The 23,633-nt window shown below is 69.8% G+C and carries 18 protein-coding genes; 11 read left to right on the top strand and 7 right to left on the bottom strand.

Features of this window, described 5'->3' with window-relative positions:
* Positions 1–95 precede the first annotated feature (95 nt).
* The 9 genes from ngcE to OHS81_RS07900 all read left to right on the top strand — a co-directional run bounded on the left by ngcE (position 96) and on the right by OHS81_RS07900 (position 12,792).
* Positions 96–1,535 (top strand): N-acetylglucosamine/diacetylchitobiose ABC transporter substrate-binding protein, encoded by a 1,440-nt coding sequence (gene ngcE, locus OHS81_RS07940; protein ID WP_328383781.1) that lies wholly within the window; start codon positions 96–98, stop codon positions 1,533–1,535.
* Between the two features lie 88 nt (positions 1,536–1,623).
* A complete protein-coding gene (locus OHS81_RS07935) occupies positions 1,624–2,547 on the top strand; it encodes a carbohydrate ABC transporter permease (RefSeq protein WP_328383779.1) in 924 nt (307 codons plus the stop codon).
* Positions 2,547–3,512 carry a carbohydrate ABC transporter permease gene (locus OHS81_RS07930; RefSeq protein WP_328383777.1) on the top strand — a complete coding sequence of 322 codons (966 nt, stop codon included), beginning with the start codon at positions 2,547–2,549 and terminating at the stop codon, positions 3,510–3,512. The genes OHS81_RS07935 and OHS81_RS07930 overlap by 1 nt, the downstream gene beginning before the upstream one ends.
* Before the next feature lie 403 nt (positions 3,513–3,915).
* The gene (locus OHS81_RS07925) at positions 3,916–5,124 is read left to right on the top strand and encodes an ROK family transcriptional regulator (protein WP_328383775.1); all 1,209 of its coding nucleotides are present in this window, start codon (positions 3,916–3,918) and stop codon (positions 5,122–5,124) included.
* Between the two features lie 130 nt (positions 5,125–5,254).
* The gene (locus OHS81_RS07920) at positions 5,255–6,349 is read left to right on the top strand and encodes a sugar ABC transporter substrate-binding protein (RefSeq protein WP_328383773.1); all 1,095 of its coding nucleotides are present in this window, start codon (positions 5,255–5,257) and stop codon (positions 6,347–6,349) included.
* A 369-nt stretch (positions 6,350–6,718) separates the two neighbouring features.
* A complete protein-coding gene (locus OHS81_RS07915; protein WP_328383771.1) occupies positions 6,719–7,519 on the top strand; it encodes an ATP-binding cassette domain-containing protein in 801 nt (266 codons plus the stop codon).
* Positions 7,516–8,841 (top strand): sugar ABC transporter permease, encoded by a 1,326-nt coding sequence (locus OHS81_RS07910; protein WP_328383769.1) that lies wholly within the window; start codon positions 7,516–7,518, stop codon positions 8,839–8,841. The genes OHS81_RS07915 and OHS81_RS07910 overlap by 4 nt, the downstream gene beginning before the upstream one ends.
* Positions 8,842–9,053: 212 nt before the next feature.
* Positions 9,054–11,069, top strand: coding sequence for a 1-deoxy-D-xylulose-5-phosphate synthase (gene dxs / locus OHS81_RS07905; RefSeq protein WP_328383767.1), 2,016 nt, complete (start codon positions 9,054–9,056; stop codon positions 11,067–11,069).
* Between the two features lie 196 nt (positions 11,070–11,265).
* Entirely contained in the window at positions 11,266–12,792 is a 1,527-nt protein-coding gene (locus OHS81_RS07900) for an amino acid permease (protein ID WP_328383765.1), read from the top strand.
* Between the two features lie 224 nt (positions 12,793–13,016).
* Here the strand turns inward: OHS81_RS07900 and OHS81_RS07895 are convergent, their stop codons facing one another.
* The 3 genes from OHS81_RS07895 to OHS81_RS07885 form a co-directional block, all read right to left on the bottom strand.
* Positions 13,017–13,409, bottom strand: coding sequence for an NTP pyrophosphohydrolase (locus OHS81_RS07895; protein ID WP_328383763.1), 393 nt, complete (start codon positions 13,407–13,409; stop codon positions 13,017–13,019).
* A gap of 154 nt (positions 13,410–13,563) precedes the next feature.
* Positions 13,564–15,696 carry a 3-hydroxyacyl-CoA dehydrogenase NAD-binding domain-containing protein gene (locus OHS81_RS07890; RefSeq protein WP_328383761.1) on the bottom strand — a complete coding sequence of 711 codons (2,133 nt, stop codon included), beginning with the start codon at positions 15,694–15,696 and terminating at the stop codon, positions 13,564–13,566.
* Positions 15,693–16,919 (bottom strand): thiolase family protein, encoded by a 1,227-nt coding sequence (locus tag OHS81_RS07885; protein WP_328383759.1) that lies wholly within the window; start codon positions 16,917–16,919, stop codon positions 15,693–15,695. Before OHS81_RS07885 ends, OHS81_RS07890 begins: the two co-directional genes overlap by 4 nt.
* A gap of 259 nt (positions 16,920–17,178) precedes the next feature.
* On the opposite strand from OHS81_RS07885, the gene OHS81_RS07880 reads away from it, so the two are divergent.
* Complete coding sequence (locus OHS81_RS07880; RefSeq protein WP_328383757.1) at positions 17,179–17,853, top strand: PepSY domain-containing protein; 675 nt, start codon at positions 17,179–17,181, stop codon at positions 17,851–17,853.
* A gap of 69 nt (positions 17,854–17,922) precedes the next feature.
* Here the strand turns inward: OHS81_RS07880 and OHS81_RS07875 are convergent, their stop codons facing one another.
* The 3 genes from OHS81_RS07875 to OHS81_RS07865 all read right to left on the bottom strand — a co-directional run bounded on the left by OHS81_RS07875 (position 17,923) and on the right by OHS81_RS07865 (position 20,933).
* Positions 17,923–19,197 carry a ribonuclease D gene (locus tag OHS81_RS07875; RefSeq protein WP_328383755.1) on the bottom strand — a complete coding sequence of 425 codons (1,275 nt, stop codon included), beginning with the start codon at positions 19,195–19,197 and terminating at the stop codon, positions 17,923–17,925.
* A gap of 77 nt (positions 19,198–19,274) precedes the next feature.
* The gene (locus OHS81_RS07870; protein WP_088800537.1) at positions 19,275–19,937 is read right to left on the bottom strand and encodes a response regulator transcription factor; all 663 of its coding nucleotides are present in this window, start codon (positions 19,935–19,937) and stop codon (positions 19,275–19,277) included.
* A gap of 339 nt (positions 19,938–20,276) precedes the next feature.
* Positions 20,277–20,933 carry a DUF3000 domain-containing protein gene (locus OHS81_RS07865; protein ID WP_328383752.1) on the bottom strand — a complete coding sequence of 219 codons (657 nt, stop codon included), beginning with the start codon at positions 20,931–20,933 and terminating at the stop codon, positions 20,277–20,279.
* A 147-nt stretch (positions 20,934–21,080) separates the two neighbouring features.
* Here OHS81_RS07865 and hemE point away from each other — a divergent pair, with 147 nt between their 5' ends.
* Positions 21,081–22,148 carry a uroporphyrinogen decarboxylase gene (gene hemE, locus OHS81_RS07860; protein WP_328383750.1) on the top strand — a complete coding sequence of 356 codons (1,068 nt, stop codon included), beginning with the start codon at positions 21,081–21,083 and terminating at the stop codon, positions 22,146–22,148.
* 55 nt (positions 22,149–22,203) lie between these two features.
* On the opposite strand, the gene OHS81_RS07855 is transcribed toward hemE, so the two are convergent.
* Entirely contained in the window at positions 22,204–23,619 is a 1,416-nt protein-coding gene (locus OHS81_RS07855; protein WP_328383748.1) for an FAD-dependent oxidoreductase, read from the bottom strand.
* Positions 23,620–23,633: the final 14 nt, after the last annotated feature.

The following is a 23,633-nucleotide window of genomic DNA, read 5'->3' as shown; positions in this document are numbered from 1 at the left end:
GGTGCACATCCCGTACAACTCAGCTTCATCTGACCCGCGGTGCCGGGGTGGCTCCGGTACACCGCCTGAGTCCTGAAGAAGGCGAGGACTTGCGCATGGGATCCACCTCTGAATTCAACCGTCGCGATCTGGTCAAGCGAGCCGCGGCCCTGGGGATCATCGCCGTACCGTCCATGGGGGTGTTGTCGGCGTGCGCCGGCGGCGGTGGCGGTGAAGACAACAAGGTGGAGAAAGGCAAGAAATCAGCCAAGAATCCGCTTGCGGTCAATGAGTCGGCCGGCCTCGATGTGGTCATCTTCGACGGCGGATTCGGCGACAAGTACGCCAAGGACGCTCAGGGTGAGTACCTCAAGTCCTTCCCGAAGGCCGACGGCAAGGTCAAGCTCTCGTCGACCCAGAAGATCCAGTCGACGCTGCAGCCGCGTTTCAACGGCGGAAATCCGCCCGACCTCGTCGACAACTCCGGTGCGGAACAGATGGATTTCGGCACGCTGGTGGCCGAGAACCAGCTGACCGACCTCACCGCGCTCCTCGATGCCCCCTCCGTCGACGATCCGCACAAGAAGGTGCGCGACACACTGCGCCCCGGTGTGGTCGAGATGGGCCAGTTCGGCGGCAAGGAAACCTGGATCCTCTACTACGCCTACACGGTCTACGGCGTCTGGTACTCCAAGAGCAATCTGCAGAAACTGGATGCGGAATACCCGGAGACCTGGGACGACATGCTGGCCCTGTGCGCGAAGGCCAAGAAGAAGGGCGTCGCCGGCTGGACGTACCCGGGCAAGTACCCGTACTACCTGCCCTTCAGCCTGTACCCGTTCATTGCCAAGATCGGCGGTGAAGAGGTCCTGCGGAAGATCGACAATCTGGAGCCGAACGCCTGGAAGGACCCGGCGGTCAAGGCGGCCTTCGACGCCTATGACGAGCTCTACAAGAAGGGCTATGTCCTCAAGGGCTCGCCCGGCCTGGACCACTTGCAGTCGCAGAAGGCATGGGCCGAGGGCAAGGCGCTGTTCATCCCCAACGGCTCCTGGGTGGAGAACGAGTCGGCCAAGCAGATCGCGAAGAACCCGCACTTCGATCTCGCGGTCGGCGCCCCGTCCAGCCTGTCCGCCTCCGACAAGATGCCGTTCGGCACCCTCTGGGCCTCGGGCGGCGAGCCGTACATCGTGCCGAGGAAGGCCCACAACGCCGAGGGCGGTATGGAACTGCTGCGCATCATGCTCGGCAAGAAATCCTCGCAGAACTTCATCAGGCAGGTTTCCTCCCTCACCTCGCTCAACGGCGGAACCGAGGGACTGAAGCTTCCGCCCGGTCTGGCATCGGCACAGGTGGCGCTGCAGAAGGCCGGCCAGAACATCGTCAATCCGCGGTTGCAGGACTGGTATGTGGCGCTCCAGAAGGAGCGGATCGGTGTCGGTGCGCTGGGCGAGATGATGGCCGGCCGGATGACGCCCGACGAGGCGATCAAGAAGATCCAGAAGTACGCGGACGACACCCGCGACGACTCCAGCGTCAAGAAGTACAAGCGCTGACCGACGAGTTCGTGAGGCACCGCCCGGTTCGGGCCGGGGCGCGTCACCGGCTGTGGCACACGCAGGGAGAGAACGGGATTCGGTAGTCATGAAACACGGTAAGTACCGTTTCATCGCGGGGTTCTTGGTCCTCCCGCTGGCGATTTACGCGATCTTCGTGATCTCGCCGTTCGTGCAGGCCATTTACTACTCCTTCACGGACTGGACCGGGCTGAGTCCGGACATGAAGATGGTCGGCTTCGACAACTATGCGCGCCTCTTCAAGGACGATGTCTTCTGGTCCGCCGTGGGCAACAGCGTGACGTTGTTGCTGCTCCTGCCGGTGGTGACGCTCTCACTCGGGCTCTTCTTCGCCTTTATGCTCAACGTCGGTGGCCGCCGCCGGAAGAAGGCGGTCATCGGCGGGGTGCGTGGCTCGGGCACCTACAAAATCCTCTACTTCTTCCCGCAGGTGCTGTCGGTCCCGATCGTCGCGCTGCTGTTCCAGTTCGCCTACAACCCGGAGAGCGGTGCGCTCAACGCCTTCTTCAAGGCGATCGGGCTCGACAGTGTGCAGCCGGACTGGCTGGGCGATCCGCAGATCGCGCTGTGGTGCGTCATGGCCGCGATGGTGTGGGCCAATGTCGGCTTCTACGTCGTGCTCTTCTCCGCCGGAATGAGCTCCATTCCCAAGGACTTCTACGAAGCCGCGCTGCTGGACGGCGCGAACCGCCTCAACACGTTCTTCCGGATCACCCTCCCGCTGTTGTGGGACACCGTCCAGACCGGCTGGATCTATATGGGCATCCTCGCCCTGGACGTGTCGGCCTTCGCGTTCGTGCAGATCATGAGCGTCGGTCCGGGCGGTCCCGACTATGCGACCGAGGTCCTTCCGCTGTACGTGTACCAGAAGACCTTCCGCGACGGTCAGGCCGGATACGCGACGGCCATCGGCGTTTCCCTGCTGATCGTGACCCTCATCTTCTCGGCCATCGTGATGCGGCTGGGACGACGCGAGCGACTGGAGTTCTGATGAGTGCGCAGACGGATCCCGCGGACCTCCCGGGTGTGACGAAGGAGCAGGCGCCCGCCGCGGCGGCTTCGGGAGTGCCCGGACCGCGCCACGGACAGGGCGGTAAGGACGGTGCCGGCGCCGACGGCAAAAGCAGCGAAGGCACGGTCCTCAACGTCTTCTCGCACGGAGTCCTGGTGATCTGGGGCCTCTTGGTCACCATGCCGCTGCTGTGGGCGGTGGTGAGCTCCTTCAAGGACGACTCCGAGATCTTCGGCTCGCCCTGGGGGCTCCCCTCGGTCCTGCACTTCGACAACTGGTCGCGCGCCTGGGACAAGGCGAACATGGGCCAGTACTTCTTCAACTCGCTGATCGTCGTGGGCGGTTCACTGATCGGCACGATGCTGCTGGGCGCGATGGCGGCGTATGTGCTGGCCCGCTTCGACTTCCCGGGCAACCGCTTCCTGTACTTCCTGTTCGTGGGCGGGATGGGCTTCCCGGTCATCCTGGCGCTGGTCCCGCTGTTCTTCGTCATGAAGAACATGGCGCTGCTGGACACCTACCACGGCCTGATCCTGGTCTATATCGCCTACTCGCTGCCGTTCACGGTCTTCTTCCTCAGCGGGTTCTTCAAGACGCTGCCCACCTCGGTGGCCGAGGCGGCGCTCATCGACGGCGCCTCGCACACCCGCACCTTCTTCCAGGTGATGCTGCCGATGGCCAAGCCCGGCCTGATCAGCGTCGGGATCTTCAACTTCCTCGGGCAGTGGAACCAGTACCTGCTGCCGACGGTGCTCAACGTCGGGGACCCGGACAAGAAGATGCTGACCCAGGGGCTGGTGGCGCTGGCGGTGAGCCAGGGCTACAAGGGGGACTGGTCCGGCCTGTTCGCGGGGCTGACGATCGCGATGCTGCCGGTGCTCGCCGCGTACATCATCTTCCAGCGGCAGGTGGTGGCCGGGCTGACCGCCGGCGCCCTCAAATAGGGGAGCGGGACGGGCGCCGTGCAGGCGCCCTGTAGAGGAGTGGACCGGGACGCCGTACAGGGGAGCAGGCCGGGGCGCCGTACACAGGAGCGGGACGGGCTGCCGTATACCGGCCGTCGGCGGCGATGTGTTTGCGCCGACTTCGGGCGGCGCCCGGTGCGTGTCAGGGGGCGGTTCCGCTGCGGCGGGGCCGCCCCCGCGGGCGTCCCGGCGGGACCGCTCCTGATCATGTATGGGCTCAACGCCTTGACGAGACTTCCCGGCTGGAGTTCTGCTTAGAGTTCACATGTTGAATCGAGGGCCGTCCTACAAAGGTGTGGGTGCGGCCGGCGGGCGGTCGTTGTGCCTCCCCCCAGTCACCACTGGGAGGTACCCCCGGCCCCAGACGGGAGTGGATGAGTCGATGGAGACTCCGGGGTCGCAGTCCTCGCTGCACCGGGCCAATCTGGAGCGGGTCGTACGTGCGGTGCGTATGGCGGGCTCCCTCACGCAGGCGGAGATCGCCCGGAGCACGGGGCTGTCCGCGGCCACCGTTTCCAACATCGTTCGTGAGTTGAAGGACGGCGGGACCGTTGAGGTGACCCCGACCTCGGCGGGCGGGCGGCGGGCGCGCAGTGTCTCCCTCTCCGGCGACGCGGGCATCGTCGTCGGGGTCGATTTCGGGCATTCCCATCTGCGGGTGGCGGTCGGCAACCTGGCCCACCAGGTGCTCGCCGAGGAGTCCGAGCCGATCGATGTGGACGCCTCCGCCGCCGAAGGCTTCGACCGGGCGGAAGAGCTGGTCAAGCGGCTGATCGCGGCCACCGGACTCGACGCGGGCAAGGTCATCGGCGTCGGTCTGGGTGTACCGGGACCCATCGACGTCGAGTCCGGGACGCTGGGCTCGACGGCGATCCTGCCGGGCTGGTCGGGGACGAACCCCCGCCAGGAGCTGTCCGGGCGCCTCGGGGTGCCGGTCTACGTCGACAACGACGCCAACCTCGGCGCACTGGGCGAGCTGGTGTGGGGCGGGGGCCGCGGGGCCGCCGACCTGGCGTACATCAAGGTCGCCAGCGGCGTCGGGGCCGGCCTGGTGATCAGCGGGCAGATCTACCGGGGGCCGGGCGGCACGGCGGGCGAGATCGGGCACATCACCCTGGACGAGTCCGGCCCGGTGTGCCGCTGCGGCAACCGCGGCTGCCTGGAGACCTTCACCGCGGCCCGCTATGTGCTCCCGCTGCTGCAGCCGAGCCACGGACCCGATCTGACCATGGCGCGAGTGGTGCAGCTGGCCCGCGAGGGCGACCCGGGCTGCCGGCGGGTGATTGCGGACGTAGGCCGTCATGTCGGCAGTGGTGTGGCGAACCTGTGCAATCTGCTCAATCCCAGCAGGGTGGTGCTCGGTGGTGATCTCGCCGAGGCCGGTGAGCTGGTCCTGGCGCCGATCCGGGAATCGGTGTCGCGGTACGCGATCCCCAGTGCGGCACGGCAGTTGGGCGTCGTCCCTGGCACGCTCGGGGGGCGTGCGGAGGTGCTGGGCGCGCTCGCGCTGGTGCTGAGCGAGATGGGCGATTCGACCCTGCTGGACGGGGCGCAGTCCGCGGACGCTCCGGCGCCGGCGGGAAAGACCTGAGTTCACGCAGCTAACGCATGGCACCGTTGTCATCTCGTTAAGGATTTACTCCTTGACGGTCGGCTGGCGGCCGAGTTGACTTCCAGCCACCTCGGCCGCAACGGCGCGGCCTCGTCAGGGAGGCAACCCCATGAACGTTTGGACGCGTCGCGTCGTCATAGGCACCGCCGCCGTCTCGATGGCGCTCTCCGTGGCCGCGTGCGGCAAGGCCGGCGACGGCGCGAAGTCGGGCGGCGGCGACAACAAGACGATCGGCCTGCTGCTGCCGGAGAACAAGACCACCCGTTACGAGACCTTCGACCGCCCGCTCATCGAGTCGAAGATCAGCGCGCTCTGCAGTGACTGCAAGGTGCAGTACAACAACGCCTCGCAGGACACCGAGAACCAGAAGAAGCAGTTCGACGCGCTGATCACCCAGGGCGTGAAGGTGATCATTCTGGACGCGGTGGACTTCAAGGCGACCAAGTCCTGGGTGAACCAGGCCGCCGAGAAGGGCGTCAAGGTCATCGCCTACGACCGGCTGGCCGAGGGCAAGCTCTCCGCGTACGTGTCCTACGACAACGAGAAGATCGGCCGCCTGCAGGGGCAGGCGCTGGTGAAGGCGCTCGGCGACAAGGCCAAGGACAGCAATGTCGTCATGATCAACGGTTCGCCGACCGACCCGAACATGCCGTTCTTCAAGAAGGGCGCCCACAGCGTCCTCGACAAGCAGGTCAAGAAGGTCGCGTACGAGCAGGACATCCCGGACTGGTCGACGGACGAGGCCAACAAGAAGATGAACGCGGCCCTCGACTCGCTCGGCAAGGACGGCATCCAGGGCGTCTACTCCGGCAACGACGGCATGGCCGGCGGCATCATCACCGCGCTCAAGCAGAAGGGTGTCAAGGTCCCGGTCGGCGGCCAGGACGCCGAGCTCGCCGGCCTGCAGCGGATCCTCAAGGGCGACCAGGCCTTCACGATCTACAAGCAGATCAAGCCGCAGGCCGACTCCACCGCCGAGATCGCGGTCAAGCTGCTCAAGGGCGAGAAGATCGGCTCCCTGACGGACACCAAGGTCGACAGCCTCAGCGGCGAGGTCAAGGGCATCCCGGCCAAGCTGTACGACGCGCAGATCGTGACCAAGGACAACATCGCCTCCACGATCATCAAGGACAAGGTCTACAAGGCGAGCCAGATCTGCACCGGCGACGTCAAGAAGGCCTGCGCGGCGGCCGGCATCAAGTAGGCAAGCAGGACCCCGGCCTCCTGCCCCCGGCCGCCGGCCCCGGGCCCGTAGGCCACGCCTCCCGGCCACGGCCACCCGGCCCACCGGCACCCCTCTCCACCCCGGGCCCCCGCCAGGCGGGGCCGCGCGGCACCGCCCGCGGCCCCTGCCCCGGCCTGATCCCGGCCTTGTCCCCGCCTCAGGCCGTATCCCGGCCTCCCGCCCCACCCCGGCCCGCGGCCCTCTGGCTCCACCCCGCCCGGCCTCGTCCCGGTCCCGACCGCACCCCTCCCGGCTTCGCTCCGTACCCCCTCCCGGAGCCGGACCGTTCCCCGCAAGCCCCCCGCTCCACGCACCACCATCCCCGCCGTAGTGACGGCGGCGAAGGAGATGATTCACGTGTCCGCTACGCCTGTGCTGGCGTTGCGCGGAGTCTCCAAGCGGTTCGGCGCCGTCCAAGCACTCACGGACGTCACCCTGGAGATCCACCCCGGTGAGGTGATCGCCCTCGTCGGCGACAACGGCGCCGGCAAGTCCACCCTCGTCAAGACCATCTCGGGCGTCCATCCGGTCGACGACGGCGCCATCGAATGGGAGGGCGAGGCGGTACGCATCACCAAGCCGCACGACGCCCAGGAACTCGGCGTCGCCACCGTCTACCAGGACCTCGCGCTCTGCGACAACCTCGATGTCGTCGCCAACCTCTACCTCGGCAACGAGATCCGCACCGCGGGTGTCCTCGACGAGATCGCGATGGAGAAGCGCGCCAAGGAGCTGTTGGACACCCTGTCCATCCGCATCCCGAGCGTCCGTATCCCCGTCGCCGCGCTCTCCGGCGGTCAGCGGCAGGTCGTCGCGATCGCCCGCGCACTGATCGGCGACCCCAAGGTCGTCATCCTCGACGAGCCCACCGCCGCCCTCGGTGTCGAACAGACCGCCCAGGTCCTCGACCTCGTCGAGCGGCTGCGCGAACGCGAGCTCGGCGTCATCCTCATCAGCCACAACATGGCCGATGTGCAGGCCGTCGCGGACCGGGTCGCGGTGCTGCGGCTGGGCCGCAACAACGGTGTCTTCGATGTCGAGGGCACCTCCCACGAAGAGATCATCGCCGCCATCACCGGCGCCTCGGACAACGCCGTGACCCGCCGCAAGGCGCGTACGGACCAGGTGAAGAAGGAGGCCGGCGCATGAGTGATCTCACCAAGCAGCCCGCCGCGGGCGAGGGCGAGGCAGCCGTGACGCCAGGCCAGGAGACCGCCGCCCCGGCCGCCGACACCCCCCAGCCGGCCGCCGTCGACCCCCGCCTGCTCGTCCGCGAACAGGGCTTCGCCGGCTACCTCAACGACTTCAGGCGCCGGGTGCGCGGCGGGGAGCTGGGCTCGCTGCCGGTCGTCATCGGCCTGATCGTCATCGCGGTCGTCTTCCAGCTCAAGAACAGCAGCTTCCTGTCCGCCGACAGCCTCGCGAACATCGGTGTCTACACCTCCGGCCTCGGCATCATGGCCGTCGGCATCGTCTTCGTGCTGCTGCTCGGCGAGATCGATCTGTCCGTCGGCTCGGTGGCGGGCGTCGGCGCGGCCGTATGGGCCGTGCTCAGCGTCACCCACGGCGTCAACGACTGGCTCGCCGTCCTGATCGCCCTGGTGGCCGGAGTGGCCATCGGCGCTCTGCACGGGTTCTTTTTCGCCAAGATCGGAGTGCCGGCCTTCGTCGTCACCCTGGCCGGTTTTCTCGGCTGGAGCGGCCTGCAGATCTGGATGATGGGCCAGGAAGGCTCCATCAACACGCCGAGCGGCAGCGTGGTGGAGGACCTCACCGGCTACTACTTCGAGGACAAGGCCGCGGCCTACGGTCTCGCGCTGATCGCGGTCCTCGCCTACGCCGGATCGCTGCTGCTCGACAGCAAGCGCCGCAAGGCCGCCGCGCTGCCCTCCCGGCCGCTCAGCGAGATCCTGCTGCGCACCGGTGTGGTCGCCGTGATCGCCTTCGTCGTCGCCTATGTCCTGAACGAGCCGGCCGGCGCCCGCGGTCTGCCGCTGGCCCTGGTGCTGTTCCTCGCGGTCCTGGTCCTCGCCGACTTCGTGGTGCGCCGCACCCCCTACGGACGGCAGATCTTCGCGGTCGGCGGCAATGCCGAGGCGGCGCGCCGGGCCGGCATCAACGTGAACAAGATCCGGATCAGCGTGTTCGCCATCTCCGGCATGCTCGCGGCGTTCGGCGGCCTGTTCATCGCCAGCCTCTCCGGCGGCGCCACCAAGAACCTGGGCTCCGGCAACACCCTGATGAACGTGATCGCGGCGGCCGTCATCGGCGGCACCAGTCTCTTCGGCGGCCGTGGCAAGATCTGGTCCGCGCTGCTGGGCATGCTGGTCATCCAGTCGATCCAGCAGGGCCTGAACCTGCTCGGCATGGCGAGCGAGATCCAGTACATGATCACCGGTGCGGTGCTGCTCGCCGCCGTGGTGATCGACTCGGTCTCCCGCCGGACGCAGAAGACGGCCGGTCGTACCTGATCGCGCCCCTGCTCCGACGGCACCGGCCCCCACCGGGCATCATCCGGTGGGGGCCGGTGCGTGTGCTCCGGCGCCCGGCGGGCGGCGCGCCGGAGCCCGTTTCACCCGAGTGACATACATCGCAAGGCCCGGGCGTCGGCGCGGCGGGCGCGACATTAGACTCATCTGATCGGCAAGCTCGATCCACGGCAGCAAGCAGCAAGGAGGCAGGGGTGCAGGAGGTGCCGCGCAAAGCGAGTCCGGCCGGGGCGGTGGCGGGCGACGGGAGGGCGCTGCTTTCCCGTATCAAGGGACCGCGCGATCTGGACCGACTGGGCCCGGAGCAGCTCGTGCAGCTGGCGGGGGAGATCCGTACCTTCCTTGTCGACGAGGTGTCCAAGACCGGCGGACACCTCGGTCCGAACCTCGGTGTGGTCGAGCTGACCATCGCCCTGCACCGTGTCTTCGACTCGCCCAAGGACAAGGTGCTCTTCGACACCGGGCACCAGTCCTACGTCCACAAGCTTCTCACCGGCCGTCAGGACTTCTCCAAGCTCAAGGCGAAGGGCGGCCTGTCCGGCTACCCCTCCCGCGCCGAGTCCGCGCACGACGTCATCGAGAACAGCCACGCCTCCACGGTCCTGGGCTGGGCCGAGGGCATCGCCAAGGCCAACGAGGTGCTGGGGTCGGACGACCGGGTCGCCGCCGTCATCGGTGACGGCGCGCTGACCGGCGGCATGGCCTGGGAAGCCCTCAACAACATCGCCGCCGCCAAGGACCGCCCGCTCGTCATCGTCGTCAACGACAACGAGCGCTCCTACGCCCCGACCATCGGCGGCCTCGCCAACCACCTGGCGACGCTGCGCACCACGGACGGCTACGAGCGTTTCCTGGCCCGCGGCAAGGACCTGCTGGAGCGCACGCCGGTCGTCGGCAAGCCGCTCTACGAGACCCTGCACGGCGCCAAGAAGGGCCTGAAGGACTTCATCGCCCCGCAGGGCATGTTCGAGGACCTGGGCCTGAAGTACGTCGGCCCGATCGACGGCCATGACCTCGAAGCGCTGGAATCCGCCCTGACGCGCGCCAAGCGCTTCGGCGGCCCGGTCATCGTCCACTGCCTCACCGAGAAGGGCCGCGGCTACCAGCCCGCCCTCCAGGACGAGGCGGACCGCTTCCACGCCGTCGGCAAGATCCACCCGGACACCGGCCTGCCCATCTCCTCGGGCGGCAAGGACTGGACGTCCGTCTTCGGCGACGAGATGGTCGAGCTCGGCAAGGAGCGCAAGGACATCGTCGCCATCACGGCGGCCATGCTCCAGCCCGTCGGACTGGACAAGTTCGCCAAGGCCTTCCCCGACCGCGTCTACGACGTCGGCATCGCCGAGCAGCACGGCGCGGTCTCCGCGGCGGGCATGGCCACCGGCGGCCTGCACCCGGTCTTCGCCGTCTACGCCACCTTCCTCAACCGCGCCTTCGACCAGGTGCTGATGGACGTGGCGCTGCACAAGTGCGGCGTCACCTTCGTGCTGGACCGGGCCGGTGTCACCGGCACCGACGGCGCCTCGCACAACGGCATGTGGGACATGTCGATCCTGCAGGTCGTCCCCGGTCTGCGGATCGCCGCGCCGCGCGACGCCGACCAGGTCCGCGCGCAGCTGCGCGAGGCCGTCGAGGTCGACGACGCGCCCACCGTGGTGCGGTACTCCAAGGGCGCGGTCGGCCCGGCCGTCGAGGCGATCGGCCGGGTGGGCGGCATGGACGTGCTGCGCGAGCCCGCCGAGGCCGTCAAGCGCCCGGACGTCCTGCTGGTCTCCGTGGGCGCGCTCGCCCCGATGTGCCTGGAGATCGCCGACCTGCTGGACAAGCAGGGCATCTCCACCACGGTCGTCGACCCGCGCTGGGTCAAGCCGGTCGACGAGGCGCTGCCGGGACTCGCCGCCCGGCACCGGGTCGTGGTCACCGTCGAGGACAACGTCCGTTCCGGCGGCGTCGGTTCGGCTGTCGCGCAGGCCCTGCGGGACGCCGGGGTGGACCTGCCGCTGCGCGACTTCGGCATCCCCGAGCGGTTCCTCGACCACGCCTCCCGCAAGGAGGTCATGGCGGAGATCGGGCTCACCGCACCGGACATCGCCCGCCAGGTGACCGGTCTGGTCTCCAAGATCGACGGTCGCTACGACACCGAGTCCGCCGGCACCGACTCCGCCCACGCCAAGGGCGCGGCCGAGCCGGCCGAGGTCGCCCGCGACTGATTCACAGGACGGCACCGATGGGCCGGCCGGTCATCCGTACGGATGTTCCGCCCGGCCCATCGGCATGGACGCGGCCACACCTCATCGGGTGAATCACCGCCGTCCGGAGGCCCGCCGAAGCTGACTGTTTCCGGTCATTGCGGAGACTCGGTCAGTTCACGACAGTTGCGAGGGTCGTCCAGGCGGAGGTTCGCCCATGAGCACACAGCACGACACACCCCATGATTCACGCCGCAATCACGGCATGTTCCGGACGAAGACTGTGGAGCAGTCGATCCTGGACACCGAGGAGCCGGAGCACACACTCAAAAAGTCCCTGTCGGCGCTCGATCTGACCGTCTTCGGCGTCGGTGTCGTCATCGGCACCGGCATCTTCGTTCTCACCGGCAAGATCGCCAAGGAGCAGGCCGGGCCTGCCGTGGCCGTGTCCTTCGTCGTCGCGGGCGTGGTCTGTGCGCTGGCGGCGCTGTGTTACGCGGAGTTCGCCTCCACCGTGCCGGTCGCCGGCTCGGCCTACACCTTCTCGTACGCCTCGCTCGGCGAGCTGCCGGCCTGGATCATCGGCTGGGACCTGATCCTGGAACTCGCCCTGGGCTGTGCGGTGGTCGCCGTCGGCTGGTCCGGCTATATGCGCTCACTGCTGGATTCCGCCGGGCTGCACCTGCCCGCGGGGCTCTCCGGCACCCACGAGGGGCACTTCGGCTTCGATCTGCTCGCCACCATTCTCGTGCTGGTGCTGACCGGCATCCTGGTGCTGGGCATGAAGCTGTCCTCCCGGGTGACGACAGTGGTCGTCGGGATCAAGGTCACCGTCGTCCTGCTCGTCATCATCGCCGGATCCTTCCTCATCAACGGTGACAACTACGAGCCGTTCATCCCGCCCAGCAAGTCCAGCGAGGCCGGCGGCGGACTGGCCGCACCGCTGGCGGAGCTGATCTTCGGCTTCACCCCGTCCACCTTCGGGGTCATGGGCGTCTTCGCCGCGGCGGCCGTGGTCTTCTTCGCCTTCATCGGCTTCGACATCGTGGCCACCGCCGCCGAGGAGACCCGCAACCCGCAGCGCGACGTACCCCGCGGCATCCTCGGCTCACTGGCCATCTGCACGGTCCTCTACGTGGCCGTGTCGGTCGTCGTCACCGGTATGGAGAAGTACAGCAAGCTCTCCACCGACGCCCCGCTCGCCGACGCCTTCAAGGACCTCGGACACCCCTTCTTCGCCGACCTGATCAGTTTCGGCGCCGCCGTCGGCCTGACCTCGGTCTGCATGATCCTGCTGCTCGGCCAGAGCCGGGTGTTCTTCGCGATGAGCCGGGACGGGCTGCTGCCGCGGGTCTTCTCCCGGGCCCACCCCCGCTACGGGACGCCCTACCGGTCCACCCTCGTGCTGGGCGCCATCGTCGCCCTCGTCTCCGGCTTCACCTCGATCGACGAACTCGCCGAACTGGTCAACATCGGCACCCTCTTCGCGTTCGTGGTGGTCGCCGTCGGTGTCGTCCTGCTCCGCCGTTCCCGGCCCGATCTGCCCCGCTCCTTCCGTACCCCGTGGGTGCCGGTGGTGCCGATGCTGTCGGTGGTCGCGTCGCTGTGGCTGATGCTCAATCTGCCCGCGGAGACCTGGGTGCGTTTCGCGTTCTGGATGGTCGTCGGGTTCGGCGTCTACTTCCTGTACGGGCGCTCGCACAGCCGCCTGGGTATCCGCAGCCGGCAGAGCGGCAAGGGCTGACACCCGGCTGCAGACCAAGGGCTGAGGCCCGGCCGCGGGGCAAGGACGGAAACCCGAGCGCACTTCAAGGGCTGAGGCCCGGCCGCAGACCACGGGCCGGGCACGCACCCGGCCGCAGATCCGGCCCCGGCAGCCCCGTATGCCGCTCGTCGAGGTGTACGGGGCCTCGCCTTGTCCGCGAGGCAGACGGGACTTTGCGGCAGAAGGGACGTTGACGACAGGCCCTATGCCTCGCCGCGCCCCCGCCCCCGCACCGCCCGCGGGCCCGTCACCCGGGCCCCCAGCGCCTGGACGCGAGCGCGCAGCTCGCGGTCCGCGGTGACCACCAGGCAGTCCCGGTCGCCGCACTCCTCGGCCACCAGCTGCACGATCCGGTCGTCGCCGCTGCCGCTCGCCGCCACCACCCGTACGCCCTCGGCGGACTCGACGCCGCGCGCCGCGCCCTCCACGACCAGGACCAGCTCCACGGGGGGCGCCACCAGCCCCGGCAGCCCCGTGCCGGCGTACCCGGACAGCGCGTCGCGCAGCCGTTCCGCCGCGCCGCGCCGGTCCCGCCACCAGCCGTCCGGCACCGAGCCGACCACATTTGCGGCATCGACAATGAGCAGGGATTCCATGCCGCCACCCTCCCACGTCACGGTGGCGCCGTCCGGACCGTCATGCCCTCCGGACCGTCATGCCGTCCGGGCGGGAGGCGCCGGACGCTCCCCGCACACGACAGCGCGGGCCGGCTCCGCCGAGCCGGCCCGCGCCGTGGTGATCAGTGCGTCCTTACGCGGGAACGCTCGCGATGCCGGGAGCCAGGAACTTCTTGCCCCGCACCCGCTCGGAGACGCCCGCGCGGTCCAGGTACGGCGTGATGCCGCCCAGGTGGAAGGGCCAGCCGGCGCCGGTGATCAGGCACAGGTCGATGTCCTGCGCCTCGGCGACGACGCCCTCGTCCAGCATCAGGCCGATCTCCTGTGCCACGGCGTCCAGGACGCGGTCGCGGACCTGCTCCTCCGTCAGCACCGAGTCGCCCTGCTTGAGGAGGGCTGCGACCTCGGGGTCCAGCTCCGGCTTACCGGAGTCGTAGACGTAGAAGCCGCGCTTGCCGGCCTCGACGACGGCCTTGAGGTTCGGGGAGACCTTGAAGCGCTCCGGGAAGGCGCGGTTGAGCGTTTCGGAGACGTGCAGACCGATCGCCGGGCCGACCAGCTCCAGCAGCACCAGCGGCGACATCGGCAGGCCGAGCGGTTCGATGGCCTTCTCCGCCGTCTCGACCGGGGTGCCCTCGTCGATGACGTTCTGGATCTCGCCCATGAAGCGGGTCAGGATGCGGTTGACGACGAACGCCGGGGCGTCCTTGGTGAGCACCGCGGTCTTCTTCAGCTTCTTGGCGACACCGAACGCGGTGGCCAGCGAGGCGTCGTCGGTCTTCTCGCCGCGGACGATCTCCAGCAGCGGGAGGATCGCGACCGGGTTGAAGAAGTGGAAGCCGACGACCCGCTCGGGGTGCTTCAGCTTCGAGGCCATCTCGGAGACGGACAGCGAGGAGGTGTTGGTGGCGAGGATGGCGTGCGCCGGGGCGACGGCCTCCACCTCCGCGAACACCTGCTGCTTGACGCCGATCTCCTCGAAGACCGCCTCGATGATGAAGTCGGCGTCGGAGAAGCCCTCGGCCTTGTCGAGGACACCGGAGACCAGGGCCTTGAGGCGGTTGGCCTTGTCCTGGTTGATCCGGCCCTTGCCGAACAGCTTGTCGATCTCGGCGTGGACGTAGCCCACACCCTTGTCGACACGCTCCTGGTCGATGTCGGTCAGCACGACCGGCACCTCCAGGCGGCGCAGGAACAGCAGGGCCAGCTGCGAGGCCATCAGACCGGCGCCGACGACACCGACCTTGCTGACCGGACGCGCCAGGTTCTTGTCCGGCGCACCGGCGGGCCGCTTGGCACGCTTCTGCACCAGGTTGAACGAGTAGATGCCGGCGCGGAGTTCGCCGCCCATGATCAGGTCCGCCAGGGCCTGGTCCTCGGCGTCGAAACCGGCCTGCAGGTCGCCGTCCTTGGCCGCGGCGATGATGTCCAGCGCGCGGTAGGCGGCCGGGGCGGCGCCGTGCACCTTGCCGTCGGCGATGAACTTGCCCTTGGCGACGGCCTGGTCCCAGGCGTCACCGCGGTCGATCTCGGCGCGCTCGACGGCCACGTCGCCCTTGAGGACGTTCGCGGTCCAGATCAGCGACTGCTCCAGGAAGTCCGCGCCCTCGAAGATCGCGTCCGCGATGCCGAGGTCGAAGACCTGCTGGCCCTTGAGCTGCTTGTTCTGGTTGAGCGAGTTCTCGATGATGACCGAGACGGCCTTGTCCGCGCCGATGAGGTTCGGCAGCAGCGCACAGCCGCCCCAGCCCGGGACGAGGCCGAGGAAGACCTCGGGCAGCGAGAAGGCCGGGAGGGCCTTGGAGACGGTGCGGTAGGAGCAGTGCAGACCGACCTCGACGCCACCGCCCATCGCGGCACCGTTGTAGTACGCGAAGGTCGGTACGGCGAGCTTCGCGAGCCGCTTGAAGACCTCGTGGCCGCCCTTGCCGATGGCCAGCGCGTCCTCGTGCCGCTTCAGCAGCTCGACGCCCTTGAGGTCGGCGCCGACGGCGAAGATGAACGGCTTGCCGGTGACGCCGACGCCGACGATGTCGCCGTCCGCGGCCTCCTTCTCGACCTGGTCGATGGCGGCGTTGAGGTTCGCCAGCGAGCCGGGGCCGAAGGTGGTCGGCTTGGTGTGGTCGAAGCCGTTGTCCAGCGTGATCAGCGCGAACCTGCCCGCGCCGTACGGCAGGTCGAGGTGGCGGACGTGCGCCGAGGTGACGACCTCGTCCGGGAACAGCTCGGCCGCACCCTTCAGGAGTTCGGCGGTGGTGGTGCTCACTTGTTGCCTCCGGCGTCCTTGTGGTTCGGGTTCTCCCAGATGACCGTCGCGCCCATGCCGAAGCCGACGCACATGGTGGTCAGGCCGTAGCGGACCTCCGGCTGCTCCTCGAACTGGCGGGCCAGCTGGGTCATCAACCGGACGCCGGAGGAGGCCAGCGGGTGGCCGAAGGCGATGGCGCCGCCGTACTGGTTGACGCGCGCGTCGTCGTCGGCGATGCCGTAGTGGTCGAGGAAGGCGAGCACCTGCACGGCGAAGGCCTCGTTGACCTCGAACAGGTCGATGTCGCCGATGCCCAGGCCCGCCTTGGCGAGGGCCTTCTCGGTGGCCGGGATCGGGCCGTAGCCCATGACCTCGGGCTCGACGCCCGCGAAGGCGTAGGAGACCAGGCGCATCTTGACCGGGAGGTCGTGCTCCCGGGCGAAGTCCTCGGAGGCGAGGATCGAGGCGGTCGCGCCGTCGTTGAGACCCGCGGCGTTACCGGCCGTGACGCGGCCGTGGGTACGGAACGGCGTCTTCAGGCCCGCGAGGTTCTCCAGGGTGGTCCCCGGGCGCATCGGCTCGTCGGCGGTCACCAGGCCCCAGCCGGTCTCGCCGACCTCCGCGTTGGTGTTGCGCACCGAGACCGGCACCAGGTCCTGCTGGATCTTGCCGTTCGCGTACGCCTTCGCCGCCTTCTCCTGCGAGCGCACGGCGTATGCGTCGGCGCGCTGCTTGGTGATCTGCGGGTAGCGGTCGTGAAGGTTCTCCGCGGTCATGCCCATGAACAGCGCGGACTGGTCGACGAGCTTCTCGCTCACGAACCGCGGGTTGGGGTCGACGGCCTCGCCCATGGGGTGGCGCCCCATGTGCTCGACACCGCCGGCGATGACGGCGTCGTACGCACCGAAGGCGATGGAGCCCGCGGTGGCGGTCACGGCGGTCAGCGCACCGGCACACATGCGGTCGATGGAGTAACCGGGCACGGACTGCGGCAGGCCGGCCAGGATGCCGGCGGTCCGGCCGAGGGTCAGACCCTGGTCACCGATCTGGGTGGTGGCGGCGATGGCGACCTCGTCGATCTTCGCGGGGTCCAGGGCCGGGTTGCGGCGCAGCAGCTCCCGGATGGCCTTCACGACGAGATCGTCGGCGCGGGTCTCGTGGTAGATGCCCTTCGGGCCCGCCTTGCCGAACGGGGTGCGGACGCCGTCGACGAAGACGACGTCCCTAGCGGTACGAGGCACGTTGGCTCTCCTCCAGGTGCGGGATGGCACTGCTGCGGGGCGCCCCGGGGGACGCTTCACACCGACATGCTACTTACGGGTAACCAGACTGCACACCCCCACCGCCCGGAGCGGTGAACGTCACACCCGGCGGAGGGGGTGCCCGCCGGGTGACGACATGGCAAGTGGCGGAACGGGGCGACCGAAAACGGCCGAACGCGGTCGGGTCTTGGCGCAATTCATCCCATCACACACCTAAAGTGCCCATATGGAGACGAATATGAGTGGTGTCGTGACCCGGTGCGGGCGCCCGGCGGGGCCGCGCGCGATCGGTCTGGTCTGCGCCGTCGCCGCCGCGGGCGCGCTGCTGTCGGGCTGCGGGAACAGCGACAAGGCCCCCCAGAAGGACGCCGGCCCCCCGCGGGCGGTGCCCGCCTCCGCCCCCGCCTCCCCGAGCAGTTCGCTCAACTCGGACCAGGCTCAGCGGAAGGCTCTGATCCCCAAGGCCAAGGTGGGGTACCAGCAGGCCCTGAAGGCGGCCGTGGCGGCCGTCCCCTCCTCGAAGCCGATCGCCGCGGAGCTCAAGGGCTCACCCACCAGCCCCTACTGGAGCACCGCGGTAGCGACGTCCGACGGGACGGTGCACGACGGCCACGTCGATGCGGTCTCCGGGAAGCTGACGCAGTCGCGCACCGAGTCGGACAGCTCCGGCGACAAGCAGCATCTCGCCGGCCAGCTGTCCAAGGCCAAGGTCACGGCCCAACAGGCCGCGGAGACGGCCACCGAGAAGACGAAGGGCACCGTCACCACCATCGAACTCGGCAACGCCGAGAACGGGAGCGACGCGGTGGCCTGGACCGTGGGCGTCGTGACCCCCGCCGACTGGAACCAGACGACCTACGGGATCGACGCGACCAACCGCAAGGTCCTGTGGACGCACACCAACAACGACTAGCGGGACCGGGAAATGCGGCGGCACCCCCAGGGGTGCCGCCGCATTTCCGTCGGCGCCGTGCCGCCCGCGTCAGCCGGCGTCGGTCAGCAGCGCCTCGGTGAGGATCGGTGCGACCTGCTCGATCTGCCAGGGACGGGCGCCGTGGCCCTTCAGCACCTCGGCGACCGACTCCTGGCTCGGCTCGGCCGGCGGCTCCCAGCACAGCCGGCGCACCGTGTCCGGAGTGATCAGGTTCTCCTGCGGGAGATTCAGGTCCTCGGCGAGCGCGGTGACCGCCGCGCGGGCGGCCGACAGCCGGGCCGCGGCGACCGGGTCCTTGTCGGCCCAGGAACGGGGCGGCGGCGGCCCGTTGAGCGGCTGGCCGGGCTGCGGCAGCTCGTTCTCGGCCAGCGTGCGGGCGCGGTCGACGGCGGCCTGCCACTGCTCCAGCTGCCGGCGGCCCATACGGTGGCCGAAGCCCGGCAGCGCGGCCAGGGCATGGCTGTTCGGCGGCAGATTCAGCGCCGCCTCCACGATCGCGGCGTCCCCGAGCACCTTGCCGGGTGAGACGTCGCGCCGCTGGGCCACCTGGTCACGGGCCGTCCACAGCTCCCGTACGACCGCCATCTGACGGCGCCGTCTGACCTTGTGCATGCCGGAGGTGCGGCGCCAGGGGTCCTTGCGGGGCGGCGGCGGGGGAGCGGCGGCGATGGCCGCGAACTCCTGCCGGGCCCACTCCAGCTTCCCCTGCTGCTCCAGCTCCTCCTCCAGCGCATCGCGCAGATCCACCAGCAGCTCGACATCGAGCGCGGCATAGCGCAGCCAGGGCTCGGGCAGCGGGCGGGTGGACCAGTCGACGGCGGAGTGGCCCTTCTCCAGAGCGAAGCCGAGGACGTTCTCGACCATGGCGCCCAGGCCGACCCGGGCGAAGCCCGCCAGCCGTCCGGCCAGCTCGGTGTCGAACAGCCGGGTGGGGACCATCCCTATGTCACGCAGGCACGGAAGGTCCTGGGTGGCTGCGTGCAGCACCCACTCGGCGTCGCCGATCGCCTCCCCCAGCGCCGACAGGTCGGGGCAGCCGACCGGGTCGATCAGTGCGCTGCCGGCGCCTTCGCGGCGCAGCTGTACGAGGTAGGCGCGCTGGCCGTAGCGGTACCCCGAGGCCCGCTCGGCGTCGACGGCCACCGGGCCCGTGCCGGCCGCGAAGGCGGCCACGATCCCGGCGAGCTCCCCGTCGGAGGCGGTCACCGGGGGGATGCCCTCGCGGGGCTCCAGGAGAGGGACCGGCGCCGGTCGGGAATCCGGAGGCGAGTCTCCGGGTGCTCGCAGTGTCATGTCTGCTGCGGTCTTTTGGGCGTCGGTCACCAGTCAAGGGTATCTGTGTATGCACGTCGCCCGTCGAGGGAACGTTCCCTCGACGGGCGAGCCGGTCGGATGAACGGTCAGTGAATGATGCCGGTGCGCAGTGCGACCGCCACCATTCCGGCCCGGTCACCGGTACCGAGCTTGCGGGCGATGCGGGCCAGGTGGCTCTTCACGGTCAGGGCCGACAGCCCCATCGAGACGCCGATGGCCTTGTTGGACTGGCCCTCCGCCACCAGCCGCAACACCTCGACCTCGCGGCCCGACAGCTCGCGGTAGCCGCCGGGGTGGCCGGGGGCGCCCGGCGGGCGGCGCTGCATACGGGCCGCGGTGGCGCCGATGGGTGAGGTGCCGGGACGGCCCGGAAGGCCCAGGTTGGTGCGGGTGCCGGTGACGACATAGCCCTTGACGCCGCCGGCCAGGGCGTTGCGCACGGCGCCGATGTCGTCGGCCGCGGACAGCGCCAGGCCGTTGGGCCAGCCCGCCGCCCGGGTCTCGGACAGGAGGGTGAGGCCGGAGCCGTCGGGAAGGTGGACGTCGGCAACGCAGATGTCGCGCGGGTTGCCGACGCGGGGACGGGCCTCCGCGATGGACGACGCCTCGATCACGTCACGCACTCCGAGGGCCCACAGGTGGCGGGTGACGGTGGAGCGGACGCGAGGGTCGGCCACGACGACCATGGCCGTCGGCTTGTTCGGGCGGTAGGCGACCAGGCTCGAAGGTTGCTCGAGGAGAACAGACACCGGGCCTCCTGGGGGGAGTGGCGAGGGACGGAAGCCGGCTGGGGGAAGCCGGAATGATCCGTGTTTGAAGGGTCACTGACCTCTTCGGCAGCAATCCGGCGGGACTTTAGACTTTGATCACGATTTAGTTAGGGGCAATTCGGGCAAATCGGATGGGTGATCGATCAGAGGTGGGCACCGGGTGCGCACCGAGATGATCAAAGCCGTACGCAATCCCGTCCGGATTCCCGCAAGAGACGACGGCACGGTGATCACGGCGCCGGCCGCACGCGGGCGCACCACCGGACCGGCTCCGCGCACACGTGCTCACCGGGGCAGGGAAACAGGGGAAGGGGCAGCTCAGCGGGGCTGGGCACCGCGGCGCTGGGGCAGCGGGACGATCCCGCCGCGCGGCGCCATATCGGGCGTGGCCGGCGGCAGGCCCGCCACCTGGCAGAGCAGATCGCACCACGCCGACAGATGCACCGCCAGCTCCGGCACCCCGCCGGGGCCCTCGGCCGGTGTCCACGACGCCCGGATCTCGATCTGCGTCGCGGGCTCGCGCGCCGCGAGCCCGCCGAAGTAGTGCGAGCCGGCTCGGGTCACCGTCCCGCTCGGTGCGCCGTAGCGCACCCCGCGCGCATCCAGCGCACCGGTGAGCCAGGACCAGGACACCTCCGGCAGCAGCGGATCGGCGCCCATCTCCGGCTCCAGCTCCGCGCGCGCCAGCGTCACCACCCGGAAGGTGCCCTGCCAGGTGTCGTCCCCGGCCGGGTTGTGCAGCACCACCAGCCGGCCGTCCGCCAGATCCCTGTCCTCGCCGCCCGGACCCGATCCGCGTTCGACGACCGCCGCCTCCAGCGCGTACGCATACGGGGCGAGCCGTTTGGGAGCGGGCGTCGGATCGATTTCGATCTCCGGCCGCAGTCGTGCCGCGCGGAGCGCTTCGACCGCCTGACGGAAGGGGATCGGGGCCTCGTCCGCGCCGTCCGCGAGGTGTTCGTGAGCCGCAGCCATGCCCGGAAGATTAGGCGGAACCGGGCCCGCATACGGGGAGGACACCCGGTGCGCGCGTCGCCCATTCGGAGGCGCCCCCGGGCGCATGCGGAGATATCGGCCACCTGGCCCGTTCGGCGTGCGGCCCGGCGTGCGAAGATTTGGGGCGTGAGCGCCAACGAATGCCCCACGGGCCAGCAGCAGACCGGTACACACGACTCGGCTTTCCTCAAGGCGTGCCGGCGTGAGCCGGTGCCGCACACCCCGGTGTGGTTCATGCGCCAGGCCGGGCGCTCACTGCCCGAGTACCGCAAGGTCCGCGAGGGCATCGCGATGCTCGACTCCTGCATGCGGCCCGATCTCGTCACCGAGATCACCCTGCAGCCCGTGCGCCGCCACCACGTCGACGCCGCCATCTACTTCAGCGACATCGTCGTCCCCCTCAAGGCCATCGGTATCGACCTCGACATCAAGCCGGGCGTCGGTCCGGTCGTCGAGAACCCGATCCGCACCCGCGCCGACCTGGCGCAGCTGCGCGCCCTGGAGCCCGGCGACGTCAGTTACGTCACCGAGGCCATCGGCCTGCTCGTCCGCGAGCTGGGTGCCACGCCCCTGATCGGCTTCGCCGGTGCGCCCTTCACGCTCGCCAGCTACCTCGTCGAGGGCGGCCCGTCCCGTAACCACGAGCGCACCAAGGCCCTCATGTACGGCGACCCGCAGCTGTGGGCCGACCTGCTGGACCGGCTCGCCGACATCACCGCCGCCTTCCTCAAGGTCCAGATCGAGGCCGGGGCGAGCGCCGTCCAGCTCTTCGACTCCTGGGTCGGGGCGCTCTCGCCGGCCGACTACCGCCGCTCGGTGATGCCCGCCTCCGCCAAGGTCTTCCGGGCGGTCGAGGGCCTGGGCGTACCGCGTATCCACTTCGGTGTCGGCACCGGCGAACTCCTCGGGCTGATGGGCGAGGCGGGCGCGGATGTCGTCGGCGTCGACTGGCGGGTCCCGATGGACGAGGCGGCCCGCCGTGTCGGTGCCGGCAAGGCGCTGCAGGGCAACATCGACCCGGCCGTGCTCTTCGCGCCCCGCGAGGCCGTCGAGACCAAGGCCCGCGAGGTTCTGGACGCGGCCGCCGGCCTGGACGGCCACATCTTCAACCTCGGCCACGGTGTCCTGCCCTCCACCGACCCGGACGCGCTGACCCGCCTCGTCGAGTACGTCCACACGCAGACGGCGCGCTGAGCGGAGCGCGGCGGGCGGCGACGGATCCGGTGCCGGCGGGCCGGTGCCGGCGGTGTCAGGCCCCGGCGTCCCGTACGGCACCGGCGGCCTTGCGGGCCGCCACCAGGACGGGGTCCCAGACCGGGGAGAACGGCGGGGCATAGCCGAGGTCGAGCGCGGTCATCTGCTCCACCGTCATGCCGGCCGTCAGCGCCACCGCCGCGACGTCCACCCGCTTGCCGGCGCCCTCCCGGCCGACGATCTGCACCCCCAGCAGCCGGCCCGTACGGCGCTCGGCGAGCATCTTGACGTGCATCGGACGGGCGCCGGGGTAGTAGCCGGCGCGGTTGCCGGCCTCGACGGTCACCGTGACGAAGCGCAGCCCGGCGGCGTGCGCCTCGCGCTCCAGCAGCCCCGTCCGGGCGATCTCCAGATCGCAGACCTTGCTGACGGCCGTGCCGACGACACCGGGGAAGGTCGCATAGCCGCCGCCCGCATTGGTGCCGATGACCTGCCCGTGCTTGTTGGCGTGGGTGCCCAGCGCGATATGGCGCAGCTGTCCGGAGACCAGGTCCAGCACCTCGACGCAGTCGCCGCCCGCCCAGATGTGCTCGTGGCCCCGCACCCGCATGGCGAGGTCGGTGAGCAGTCCGCCGGACGCGCCCAGCGGCAGACCGGCCGCGGCGGCGAGCGTGGTCTCGGGGCGTACGCCCAGGCCCAGCACGACCACATCCGCCGGGTACTCGGCGTCCTCGGTGGTGACCGCGCGGACCCGGCCGCCCCGGCCGCCCCGGTCTCGCCCGGAGGAGCCTCCCCCGTCGGTCAGCACACCGGTGACGGTCGCTCCGCGTACCGTCTCGATGCCCATCGCGCACATCGCCTCATGGACGAGCGCGCCCATGTCCGGGTCGAGGGTGGACATCGGCTGCGCGCTCTGCTCCAGGACGGTGACCTGGTAGCCGCGGCGGATCAGGGCCTCGGCCATCTCCACACCGATGTAGCCGGCGCCGACGACGACCGCCCGCCGGCCCGGGGAGGCATCGAGGGTGTCCAGCAGGGCCCTGCCGTCGTCCAGCGTCTGCACGCCGTGCACGCCGGGCGCGTCGATCCCCGGCAGACCGGGCCGGCGCGGGCGTGCGCCGGTCGCCAGCACCAGCTTGTCGAAGCCGGTCCATGACGCGCGGCCGCCGTCCTCCAGCTCCCTGAAGCGCACCCGGCCCCGGTCCAGGTCGAGTTCGGTGACCTCGCAGCGCATCCGCAGATCGATGTCCCGGGCGCGGTGTTCCTCGGCCGTGCGGGCGATCAGCGCGTCCGGGCCGTCGACCTCGCCGCCCACCCAGTACGGGATACCGCAGGCGGAGTACGAGGTGAAATGGCTGCGCTCGAACGCGGTGATCGCCAGCTCGGCCGGCTTCCGCAGCCGGCGTGCCTGCGATGCGGCGGCCATCCCCGCCGCATCGCCCCCGACAATGACCAGGTGCTCCGCCGCCATACGTGTGCCCCTTC

It is taken from the genome of Streptomyces sp. NBC_00400, from assembly GCF_036048035.1.
Taxonomy (GTDB): Bacteria; Actinomycetota; Actinomycetes; order Streptomycetales; family Streptomycetaceae; genus Streptomyces.
The sequence above is the reverse complement of the archived record's forward strand: the minus strand, read 5'-3'. Positions and strand labels throughout refer to the sequence as shown.